Below are 12,148 nucleotides of genomic sequence, written 5' to 3' on the forward strand. Positions count from 1 at the left end.
AGTTATATGTCGTGGTTCTGTTTTTTTACAAACAAAAACTACAATCTAATAATGTACACTGCAAACTGAAAAATGGATACTAAAGAATTACTTAAAAAAGTACGAAAAATTGAGATAAAAACTAGACGTCTCTCTAACCATATATTTGGCGGAGAGTACCATTCTACGTTTAAAGGACGTGGTATGACGTTTAGTGAGGTGCGCCAATACCAATTTGGCGATGATGTACGTGCTATAGACTGGAACGTTACCGCACGTTATAACGAACCTTACATTAAAGTTTTTGAGGAAGAAAGAGAGCTTACGATGATGCTTATGGTAGATGTAAGTGGCTCTGAAAACTTTGGTACAACCAATCAGTTTAAAAAAGATATTATTACAGAAATATCTGCTACACTTGCTTTTTCTGCACTCCAAAACAATGACAAAGTTGGTTTAATTCTTTTTTCTGATGAAGTAGAACTTTTTATTCCTCCAAAAAAAGGAAAAAGTCACGCATTGCGTATTATTAGAGAGCTGTTAGAATTTACACCAAAAAGCACTAAAACAAATTTATCTGAAGCCCTAAAGTATTTAACCAATGTAATGAAAAAGAAAGCCATAGTATTTGTGTTGTCTGACTTTATTACTGATGATTATTTACAAACATTACGCATTACAGGTAAAAAACATGATGTTACAGGCATACGTATTTTTGATGAACGTGAAGAAACTATACCAAACATAGGTATGGTGCAAATGCAAGATGCAGAAACTGGCGCCATAAAACTTATAAACACACAATCTAAAAAAGTAAGGTTAGCTTATGGTAAGTACTACCAAGATAAAGTAACTTACTTTAAAGAAACATTCACAAAATCGGGCTGCGGAACACTAAGTTGTAGAGTAGACGAAAGTTATGTTAAAAAGCTATTAGGCTATTTTAAGCGAAGAGGATAATGACAATTAGTAACAAGCAAATAACAAATTCTAGTAACACATTATTACAAATAATATGTGTTTTGGCGTGCCTTATTTTTGGCTCGTACTATAGTTATGCCCAAAACCAACCTAAAATAACAGCAGATATAGATACTACTGCTATTAGAATTGGTGAGCAAATAAAGTATACCATATTGGTAGATGCGGACTCTACAGCACAAGTACTATTTCCTGAAGATCAAACTTTTTCTCCATTAGAAATGGTTGAAGCCTTAGAAATAGATACCACAAAGTATAAAGACCGCATTACATTACAGCGTTCTTATGCCCTTACTCAGTTTGATTCTGGTGCTTATACAATTCCTATACAACGCATAGAAATTAATGGTAAAGCTTTTTTTACAGATTCTTTAAGGGTTAATGTTGGTACTGTTAAGGTAGATACTTTTGCCCAAAAAATGTACGATATTAAACCACTTATGGAGGTAGAAAAAGCTTCTTCATTCCCTTGGTTGCTAGTTGGTATTATTGTAGCTAGTTTACTAGTGGTTATCGGTTTAATTTACTGGTTTATTTTACGTAAAAAACCATTAACTGACGAAGAAAAAATAGCGCTATTACCACCATATGACCGAGCAATTATAGAACTTAAAAAACTAGAAAATTCTAAGTACATTATACAAGATGAGTATAAGGAGTATTACTCTGAGCTTACCACTATTGTACGTTCTTATTTAGAAGAAGATGTAAAAATATCTGCCTTAGAAAGCACTACAGACCAACTTATTACCAAGCTAGAACTTTTAAAAGATGCAGGGCAATTAAAGTTAGACAACGATACTATATCACAATTTAAACGTGTTTTACAAACTGCAGATTTAGTAAAATTTGCCAAAAAGAAACCAGAAACTTCTATTGCAGAGCAAGACCGCGTGGCAATAACTCAGATTGTAGAAAAAACACATGAGGCGTTACCAGAGCCTACAGAGGAAGAACTGCTTAAAAATGAAGAATACCTAGAAGAATTAGCGCGAAAAAAAGAAAAGAAAAAATGGATTATTGCCATTGCCACTTTTGTAGGTGCTTTATTAATTGGTTTAGGTGTCTTAATTAAAATATACGGTTTTAAAACAGTAAAGGACACAGCTTTTGGACATCCGGTAAAAGAATTATTAGAGAACGATTGGGTACAAAGCTCTTATGGCTACCCACCAATACAAATAGAAACACCAGAGGTTTTAATTAGGCAAGAAGTTAAATTACCTCCAGAGGCACAAGCAAACGTTAAAGAACTGCAATTGTTTACTTATAAAAGTAACAAAACATTATTTGGAGTAAGTGTTTCATCTGCTACGTTTGCTAACCCAGAAACAGAGCCAAACTTTAACCAAGTAGCAGAAAAAATATTGGCTGAATTTGAAGCTTCTGGAACTAAAAACATTACCACAAAGCAAGAAGAGTTTAGCACTTTTTCATCAGACACCAAAGGTTTAAAAATATATGGTTCTGGTAAGTTTAAAATGCCAAATTCTAAAGAATTGGTAAATGGAGAGTATGCAATAATTTGTTTTGGAGGCAAAGGTTTTCAGCAACAAATACTGGTAACCTACTTAGCAGATGACGAGTATGCACAGGAAATTGCTAATCGTATATTTAATTCAATTGAAGTTAAAGAAGATAAAAAAGAATAAATGCTAGAAAATATCACTTTTGCAAACCCTCAGCTTTTTTGGTTGCTATTACTGCTACCACTGGCTGCGCTATGGTATTTTTTTAAACATAAGCAAGAAACTGCAGCATTAAAAATATCTAGCACACAAGGCTTTACAGACACTAGTATATTGTCTAAACTAAAGCCTTTACTCTTTATTTTTCGCTTATTAGCATTAGCCGCAATAATTACTGCCTTAGCACGCCCACAAACCAAAGATGTATCTACCAGGACTAAAACTACAAAAGGTATAGATATTGTTATGGCAATAGATGTATCTTCTAGTATGCTTGCCAGAGATTTAAAACCAAACAGACTAACAGCATTAAAAAAAGTTGCCGCAGATTTTATAAAAAAAAGGCCTAATGACCGTATTGGCCTGGTTGCCTATGCTGGTGAGAGTTACACAAAAACACCTATTACTAGTGACAAGTCTATTGTACTATCATCATTACGCCAAATAACGCACGGCCAGTTAGAAGATGGCACAGCAATTGGTATGGGTTTAGCAACTGCTGTAAACCGTTTAAAAGACAGCAAGTCTAAAAGTAAAGTAATTATTTTACTTACAGATGGGGTTAACAACTCTGGCTTTATAGAGCCAAAAACTGCAGCAGATTTAGCAGTAGAATACAAAATTAAAACCTATACCATTGGTTTAGGTACCAATGGAAATGCATTAACGCCAATTGGCTTTAACCCAGACCGTACTTACAGGTATGGTATGAGGCAAGTAGAAATTGATGAAAAATTGCTGGAAGAAATTGCTACAGTAACAGGCGGACAATATTTTAGAGCTACAGACAATGAAAAGCTTGCAGCTATTTATGATGAAATTAATAAGTTAGAAAAAACCGACATAGAAGAAATTAAATATACCAATTTTGAAGAAAAGTTTAGACCATTAATACTTTTGGCTGGTATTTTACTTTTACTAGAATGGGTAATGCGAAACACTTTATTTAGAAGTTTTATCTAAGATTAAGAAAGACAAATGATACAAATAGACGAAAAAATATATTTCTATTTACTGTTCATCATTCCTGTAATGGTGATCTTCTTTGTGCTGCTTTTAATCTGGAAAAAAAGAGCACAAAAGAAATTTGCTGATATACACTTACTAAAGCGCTTAACACCTACTAAATCTACCTTTAAATCAATTTTAAAATTCTGTGTATTTATTTTAGGATTAACACTTTTAATAGTTGGATTGGCAAACCCTAAAATTGGCACAAAACTTGAAACCGTAAAAAGAGAAGGTGTAGATATTGTTTTTGCTGTTGATGTATCTAAAAGTATGCTTGCAGAAGACATTGCTCCTAGTAGGTTAGATAAAGCAAAGCGCATTGTTTCAGAAATTATTGCTCAGCTTGGTAGTGACCGTATTGGTATTATTGCTTACGCAGGGCAAGCGTACCCGCAATTACCAATTACTACAGATTATGGTGCGGCAAAAATGTTTTTACAAGGTTTAAACACCAATATGCTATCATCTCAAGGTACAGCCATTAACCAAGCGTTAGATTTAGCTTCTACGTATTATGATGATGATGAACAAACAAACAGAGTGTTATTTATTATATCAGACGGAGAAGACCACTCTGAAGGTGCTACAGAAGGTGCAGTAGAAAAAGCAGTAGACCAAGGCATAAAAATATTTACCATTGGGGTTGGCACAGAAAAAGGAGCTCCAATACCTATAAAGCGTAATGGAGTTTTACAAAGTCTTAAAAAAGACTTACAAGGAGAAGTTGTAATTACAAAACTTAACAAAAGCGTTTTAGAAGATATTGCAGATGAAGGTAATGGCCAATTTATAGATGGCACAAATACTAATGATGCTGTAACTATTATTAAAGAAGAATTAAATAAAATGGATAAAACAGAGTTTGAAGCCAAACAATTTTCTGAGTACAAAGACCAATTTCAATGGTTTATTGGTGCAGGATTGTTCTTTTTATTCATAGATATTTTTCTTTTAGACCGAAAAACAAAATGGCTTCAAAAACTTAATTTGTTTAACGAAAAAGAAGTAGAATAAATGAAAAAGCTAGTATACATTGTTTTTTTAATAGGATGCTTTACTTATGCACAAGATGATGCAGACGTTAAAGAAAAAGAAAAAGCATTAAACACCTCTAAAAATTTAACTTGGGAGGCTAATAAAGAACTATCTGAAAATAATTTTTCACAAGCAGAAGCAAATTACCGTAAAGCAATTTCTAAAAGTTCAGAAAATGCCGTTGCTCCATATAATTTAGGGAGTGCTTATTACAATAAAGAAACGTATAGTGAAGCTTTTGGCAGGTTTAAGCAAGCTGGCGAGTTAGCTAGCACCAAAGCAGATAAACATAAGGCATACCACAATATGGGTAATGTTTTCATGAAAAACAAAGAGTATGAAAAGGCGGTAGAAGCATACAAAGAAGCTCTTAGAAATAATCCTTCTGATGAAGAAACCAGGTACAATTTTGCCTTAGCTAAAGAGCTACTAAAAAAACAACAAGACGAGCAAAAGAAAAACGACCAAAACAAGGACGACCAAAAAGACAATAAGGAAGACCAAAAAGATAAAAACGAAGACAAAGAAAAGAACGAAGGGGACGGAGACGATAAAAAAGACGACCAAGGAAAAGATAAGGACAAAAAAGACGGCGAAGACAAAAAGAATAAAGGGGACGAAGGAGACAAAGAAAATAAAGATGATAAGGACGGCAAAGGTGACGATAAAAAAGACCAAAAAAAGCCAAATGATAAAGGAGATAAAAAGCCGCAAGACCAACAACAGCAACCAAGGCCTAATCAGCTCTCTAAGCAACAGGTAAAAAACCTATTAAAAGCTATGGAGAATGAGGAGAAAAAAGTTCAAGAAAAAATGGATGCCCAAAAAGTAAAAGGCGCTAAAGTAAAGAACGAAAAAGATTGGTAATTAAACACATGAAAACGAAACTATACATATTATATATTCTAACTTTTTTTACGCTTAGTAGTGTAGCTGCACAAGAAGAAAAAGTTACGTTTTCTGTAAAACTTAGTAAAGAAAAACTAGGCTTAAACGAGCGCTTAAAAGTAGAATTTACAACTAATAAACAAGGTGATAACTTTGTTGCACCTAACTTTAATGGGTTTACGGTACTTATGGGCCCAGCAACATCCATTAGTAGATCTTGGAATAATGGTAAACGTAAATTTTCATTATCATACTCATATATTTTACAACCCACTACTAAAGGAAGTATCACTATAGAACCTGCAAAAATTACTATAGATGACCAGGAATACAAATCGGATGCCAAAACTATTACGGTAACAGATGCTGTTGTAAACCCTAACGCACCGCCATCTCCTAGTGATATTGCGCAAGAAAACCTACATTTAGTTGCAGAAATAAGCAAACCAAATCCTTATTTAAACGAGGCAATAACCGTTGTTTATAAAATGTATGTTAGTCCTTCTATAGAAGTTTCTGGTTTTCAGGCTGTAGATAATCCTAAATATAATAATTTTTGGAGTCAAGATATTCCTGTAAAAAGATACACCACTAAAGAAGATACTTATAAAGGAGAGGAGTACAGATCTGTGATACTAAAACGTGTTGTACTATATCCTCAAAAAACAGGCAAACTTATATTAGAACCACTTACTTTAGATGTTGGTGTGCAAGTACCTACACAAAGAAGAGACTTTTTTGGCGGACCAATTTACGCACAAGCTAATTTAAGAGTATCTGCCGGTAACAGATATATAAATGTTAAATCTTTACCAGAACAAGGAAAACCAGCAAGTTTTACTGGAGCTGTAGGAGATTTTAATTTCTTTGTTACCACAAGTAAAACTCATTTAAACGCAGCAGAATCCTTACAAGCTAAAGTAGAAATTAGCGGAAAAGGAAACTTAAAACTATTTGATATTCCTACCTTAAACTTACCTGGTTCTTTAGAGGTTTATGATCCAGAGCATGATGAAAAAGTAACAACCTCGTACACAGGTATGGAAGGTAAAATTAGTGACAGTTATACCATAGTACCAGAATATAGAGGCAAATACCCAATACCAAGTATTGCATTTAGTTATTTTAACCCAAAAACAAACAAATACCACACCCTTAACTCAGATGAACTAGTTATAAATGTAGTAGAAGGCCCAACAAATACAGAAGAAACCGCTGCTAAAAACCCTACTACAACCAACAAGCAAGTTGTAGAAACAAAAGGCAAGCAGTTTAATTTTATAAAAACAAAAACAAATTTAACACCTATTGCAAGTACTTATTTTTTTAAGTCTACAGCTTTTTATTTATGGTTACTATTACCAATACTATTAATTCCTATTGCAATATTACTTGGCCGTAAAAGAGAAGCTATGGCTTCTGACGTTGTTGGCAATAAGGTTAGAAAAGCAAATAAATTAGCTCGTAAATACTTATCTGCAGCAAAGAAAACTTTAGGTAAAAAAGATGCTTTTTACATTGCTTTAGAAAAAGCATTACATAATTATTTAAAAGCTAAGTTAAAAATTGAAACATCTGATTTTAGTAAAGATAAAATAACAGAATTACTAAATGAGAAAGAGATAGATAATGGTACAATAGAAGGTTTTATTTCACTCTTAAAAAACTGTGAAATGGCACGCTATAGTCCGTTTTCTAATGTACAAATGCAGCAAGATTATAACAAGGCAAGTGAAGTAATTTCGCAAATGGATAAACAACTATAATTATGAGAAAAATAATATTTATACTTGTTTTATGTATTTCGTTTTTTGGGTATTCTCAAAACAACGATCTATTTAAAAAAGCCACAGATGCTTATAATAATGGAAAATATGATGCCGCTATAAAAGATTATTTACAAATAATAGAAAACGGCAAACATTCTGCGGAACTATATTACAACTTAGGAAACGCTTATTACAAACTAAATAAAGTTGCTCCTAGTATTTATTATTATGAAAAAGCATTATTACTTAAACCAAATGATAGCGAAATAAAAAACAACTTAAGTTATGCTAAAAATATGACTTTAGATGTTATTAACCCTTTACCGGTTACTACACTAAAAAGTATTTACAATAAAATTGTTGGTTATTTTAATTTTGACCAATGGGCTTATATAAGTGTTATGCTTGTAGTTTTATTTGTTATTAGCTATATAGCCTTTAAGTTTTTTATTTATTCTACTAAAAAAAGGATTTCTTTTATACTAAGTATAACCTTTTTACTTTTAGCTATAGCAACTGTAATTGCTGCTTACTTAAATTATAATGATTTTATTAAAAACAGACCAGCAATTGTTTTTAATGAAGAATCTTTAGTGGTAGCAGAACCAAATAGCAAAGGCAAAGAGGTATTTAGATTACATGAAGGCACAAAAGTATTTGTATTAGAGCAATTAAAAGACTACTCTAAAATAAAATTGGCTGATGGTAAAACTGGGTGGATTTCATCTGAAGAAATAAAAGAAATTAAATAAACGTATTACAACTTAATTTAAATTTCAGTTTAATACATTTATCACACCAATAATTTAAAATGTTTAGAAAATTTTTCTCACTGTTTTTAGCAATTTTAGTAGTTGGTTTTATCATTACCCCAACCGTTCTTTTGTATGTAGATGACAATATAGAATTATCAGTTACATACAAATCTGCAGAGGATGAAGAATGTAAATCATTAGAAATTATAGTTTCAAACAATAACTGGACATTTACAAATCCTTTCAAGCCTTTAGCTATACCTAGTTACTACTATAAAAATTACACTAAACCACATTTTAATCTACTTTTACCGCCGCCAGAGTTAAGTTAACACTGGGTTATATTTTAGTGCTTATGTACTACAATGCGCTAAACTAAAAAAGTAAAACATTACTTTTAATTCTAATTCTCATTTTAGAACATTAAATTTATCATTTATAAATTTGCTTTAACACGTATATTTATAAGTAGTTTATCATTTTTTTTATCTAAAATGACAACAAAACTACATTTAGTAGTTCTATCAATTTAATTGTATATTATATAAATACTTAGTTCAATTTTTAATTATTCAATTGTTCTAAGAAATTAACTTAAATCTATGAAAAATCTTTTCTCTAATATAAAAGGAGATATTTTTGGTGGTATTACCGCTGGTATTGTTGCTCTGCCTTTGGCATTAGCATTTGGAGTTAGCTCTGGTCTTGGTCCCGCTGCAGGTTTATACGGGGCTATTTTTATTAGTTTTTTTGCTGCCCTATTTGGTGGCACTAGCACGCAAATTTCTGGTCCAACAGCTCCTATGACAGCAGTAAGTATGGTAGTTATTGCTAGTATTATTGCTATTCATGATGGTAATGTAGAAAAAGCTCTACCCTATATTTTATCTGTATTTATTTTAGCCGGATTAATGCAAATTAGCCTTGGCCTATTAGGTATGGGAAAATACATAAAATACATACCTTACCCTGTTGTTTCTGGCTTTATGACCGCAATTGGGGTTATAATATTAGTTACTCAAATACTTCCAGCTATTGGTTACTATCCTAAAGAGGATAAAGACTTTGTAAATCAATTTAAACCACAAGCAAAAGAAGTTATACTGCAAAATATATTAAAAGATGAAGCTGGTGAAGATATTTTGGTTTTAGATCATTTTAAACAAACCATCACCAAAGCTAATGCTATAACAAATGACGATACATTTAATGAAGCCAAAACCTTGGCAGGCAAAAAAGCTTCTGGTGTTATTGGAGCTATAAAAGTTTTACCTAGAGCTTTACAGTTTATTAATTGGCTAGAATTAGCATTAGCAATTGCCACAATTATTATTATTTATGGCTTTAAACGCATTACAACAGCCATACCAAGTACGCTAGTGGCTCTACTAGCTGTTTCTGGCGTAGCTTATGTCTTTAAATTACCTTACAGACCTATTGAAGAAATTCCAACAGGAATGCCAATGCCAAATATGGCTATTTTTACAGAGTTTAGTCTAACATCTTTAACACCGTATGTATTTACGGCTTTAACATTAGCTCTTTTGGGCGCAATAGATTCTTTACTTACATCTGTTGTTGCAGATAATATGACCAAAACTAAGCACAAGCCAAATAAAGAATTAATTGGTCAAGGTATTGGTAATACCATTGCTGCAATTTTTAATGGTATACCAGGTGCTGGTGCAACCATACGTACAGTTGTAAATATTAATTCTGGCGGTAAAACCAAAATATCTGGTATGGTTGCCGGTATAGTACTTTTAGTTGTTTTGTTGGCATTAGGGCCGGTAGCATCTCAAATTCCAGCTGCGGTATTAGCAGGTATTTTAATTACTGTTGGTATTGGGGTTATGGACTATAAAGGACTAAAAGCTATTCCTAGTTTACCACGCGACCTAAAAATAGGGCCATTAAAAGTTAGTTCAGAAGTTATAATAATGCTTGTAGTTTTAGTGCTATCATCCGTATGGAACTTAGTATATGCCGTAGGAATAGGCCTTGTTATTGCATCATTAATGTTTATGAAAAAAATAGGCGATTTAACCGCCAAACGTTCAGATGTTAAATCGCTTTTGGAAGAAAAAGCTTGGAAAGATGAAGATAACTTTCCTAAAAACTTAAAAGAAGAAGTTTTTATAAAACATATAAAAGGTCCGTTATTTTTTGGCTCTACTAGCGAGTTTCAACAGCTGGCATCACAAATACCTAGTACAGCAAGTACGGTAATTATTAGAACCGGTAAAATGCAATATATGGACCAGTCTGGCCTGTATGCTATGGAAGATGTTTTGGTAGATCTTAAAAAAAATAATGTAAACGTACTTTTTGTAAATCTATTACAACAACCTAGGTATATGATGGAGCGTATAGACATTATACCAGACCTTATACCAACAGAGCATTTGTTCTCTAATTTTGATGACGCTGTTGCTTGGGTTAAAGAAAATGTAAAAGACACCTATTAAATGTGACTACAAAACATTAATTAATACAATCCAATACGGGAATAATTGCTAAATTTGCCGCGTATTGGATTTTTTTGTGTTATGATAGATGAAATAAAAAAACATATTGCCATAGTTAACGAGTTTACATCAACAGACTTAGAAGCAATAGAAAGTTTTAGAATAAAATATTTAGGTAAAAAAGGATTGTTAAATGACTTTTTTGCCGAGTTTAAAAATGTCCCAAACGAACAAAAAAAGGAGTTTGGACAAACTATAAACCAGCTTAAAAATGCTGCTACAGAAAAAGTAAACTCCTTAAAAGATGCTTTAGCTAGCACAACAGTTAGCGATAGTGTTTATGGTGACTTAACACGACCAGGACAGCCGATGTCTATTGGTGCAAGACATCCAATATCTATTGTAAAAAACCAAATTATAGAGATTTTCTCTAGAATAGGCTTTAATGTTTCTGAAGGGCCAGAAATTGAAGACGATTGGCATAACTTTACTGCACTTAACTTGCCAGAGTATCATCCGGCAAGAGATATGCAAGACACCTTTTTTATACAAACCAACCCAGATGTTTTGTTGCGTACGCATACCTCATCTGTACAGGTAAGGTATATGGAAAATAACAAGCCACCAATACGTACAATTTCTCCGGGTAGAGTATACAGAAACGAAGCAATTTCTGCTCGTTCTCACTGCTTTTTTCACCAAATAGAAGGTTTGTATATAGATAAAGATGTTTCGTTTGCAGATTTAAAGCAAACATTACAATTTTTTACGACAGAGCTTTTCGGAAAATCTAAAATTCGTTTACGTCCATCATATTTTCCATTTACAGAGCCTAGTGCCGAAGTAGATGTGTATTGGGGCTTAGAAACAGAGTCTGACTATAAAATTACCAAAGGAACCGGCTGGTTAGAAATTGGCGGATGTGGTATGGTAGATCCTAATGTACTTAAAAATTGTGGTATAGACCCAGAAGAATACTCGGGCTTTGCCTTTGGTGTTGGTATAGACCGTATTGCTATGTTATTACACCAAATTACAGATATTCGTTTGTTAAGTGAAAATGATGTTCGCTTTTTAGAGCAATTTAAAAGTGCTTTGTAAAAACAACTTAAAGTTATAAATAGATGAAAAAAGACATCATAATACCAGTTGTTAAAGATGTACACGTTGCTATTATACACGAGTTTAACAAAGAGTTTTTAGATAAAGAATGGAATGTTTATGTAATTAACAATAGAGCAGAAACCATAGAAATGGTACTTGTTGTTTCTAAAGGGTACGATGGTGAAAAACTTACCTCAACTATGAGACATTCTATTACCAAATTAGATGGTAAATCTTATGCTAAAGTAGAAATGGTACAAGAAGATGTTTTACAGTTAAATAACGAGTTTTTTGTAACTTTTTTTGCTGATAATAAGCTTTTTGAAAAGCGTTTTATTTTTGAAAAAAACACAGTAACTAAGGCAAATTTAACCACAATACCGTTAATAGAAAAAGACGGAATTTTAGCAAAATAATAGCCTTAAGGAAACATAAGCTTATTTATTTTTAAGCTACATTCGCACTTTTTA

At 32.5% G+C, this 12,148-nt stretch carries 11 protein-coding genes; all 11 read left to right on the plus strand.

The window, feature by feature from the left end:
* Positions 1-72 precede the first annotated feature (72 nt).
* The 11 genes from PBN93_RS05610 (at position 73) to PBN93_RS05660 (ending at position 12,094) form a co-directional block, all read left to right on the plus strand.
* Positions 73-939 (plus strand): DUF58 domain-containing protein, encoded by an 867-nt coding sequence (locus PBN93_RS05610; RefSeq protein WP_013620716.1) that lies wholly within the window; start codon positions 73-75, stop codon positions 937-939.
* Positions 939-2,612, plus strand: a complete 1,674-nt coding sequence (locus tag PBN93_RS05615) for a BatD family protein (RefSeq protein WP_271081638.1) — start codon at positions 939-941, stop codon at positions 2,610-2,612. The genes PBN93_RS05610 and PBN93_RS05615 overlap by 1 nt, the downstream gene beginning before the upstream one ends.
* Positions 2,613-3,611 carry a vWA domain-containing protein gene (locus PBN93_RS05620; protein WP_077405133.1) on the plus strand — a complete coding sequence of 333 codons (999 nt, stop codon included), beginning with the start codon at positions 2,613-2,615 and terminating at the stop codon, positions 3,609-3,611.
* A gap of 15 nt (positions 3,612-3,626) precedes the next feature.
* Positions 3,627-4,673 carry a vWA domain-containing protein gene (locus PBN93_RS05625; RefSeq protein WP_077405136.1) on the plus strand — a complete coding sequence of 349 codons (1,047 nt, stop codon included), beginning with the start codon at positions 3,627-3,629 and terminating at the stop codon, positions 4,671-4,673.
* Positions 4,674-5,561: a tetratricopeptide repeat protein gene (locus PBN93_RS05630; RefSeq protein ID WP_077405139.1), complete on the plus strand. Its 888-nt coding sequence runs from the start codon at positions 4,674-4,676 to the stop codon at positions 5,559-5,561. It abuts the gene before it with no gap.
* 8 nt (positions 5,562-5,569) lie between these two features.
* A complete protein-coding gene (locus tag PBN93_RS05635) occupies positions 5,570-7,348 on the plus strand; it encodes a BatD family protein (RefSeq protein WP_077405142.1) in 1,779 nt (592 codons plus the stop codon).
* Positions 7,349-7,350: 2 nt separating this feature from the next.
* Entirely contained in the window at positions 7,351-8,103 is a 753-nt protein-coding gene (locus PBN93_RS05640; RefSeq protein ID WP_271081639.1) for a tetratricopeptide repeat protein, read from the plus strand.
* 59 nt (positions 8,104-8,162) lie between these two features.
* Positions 8,163-8,438, plus strand: coding sequence for a hypothetical protein (locus tag PBN93_RS05645; RefSeq protein ID WP_077405148.1), 276 nt, complete (start codon positions 8,163-8,165; stop codon positions 8,436-8,438).
* A 270-nt stretch (positions 8,439-8,708) separates the two neighbouring features.
* Complete coding sequence (locus tag PBN93_RS05650; RefSeq protein ID WP_271081640.1) at positions 8,709-10,574, plus strand: SulP family inorganic anion transporter; 1,866 nt, start codon at positions 8,709-8,711, stop codon at positions 10,572-10,574.
* 81 nt (positions 10,575-10,655) lie between these two features.
* On the plus strand, positions 10,656-11,675 hold the full coding sequence (gene pheS, locus PBN93_RS05655; protein WP_077405317.1) for a phenylalanine--tRNA ligase subunit alpha: 1,020 nt from the start codon (positions 10,656-10,658) through the stop codon (positions 11,673-11,675).
* Positions 11,676-11,698: 23 nt separating this feature from the next.
* Positions 11,699-12,094: a hypothetical protein gene (locus tag PBN93_RS05660; protein WP_271081641.1), complete on the plus strand. Its 396-nt coding sequence runs from the start codon at positions 11,699-11,701 to the stop codon at positions 12,092-12,094.
* Positions 12,095-12,148 lie beyond the last annotated feature (54 nt).

Origin of the sequence: Cellulophaga omnivescoria (assembly GCF_027915275.1) — a bacterium.
GTDB lineage: Bacteria > Bacteroidota > Bacteroidia > Flavobacteriales > Flavobacteriaceae > Cellulophaga > Cellulophaga omnivescoria.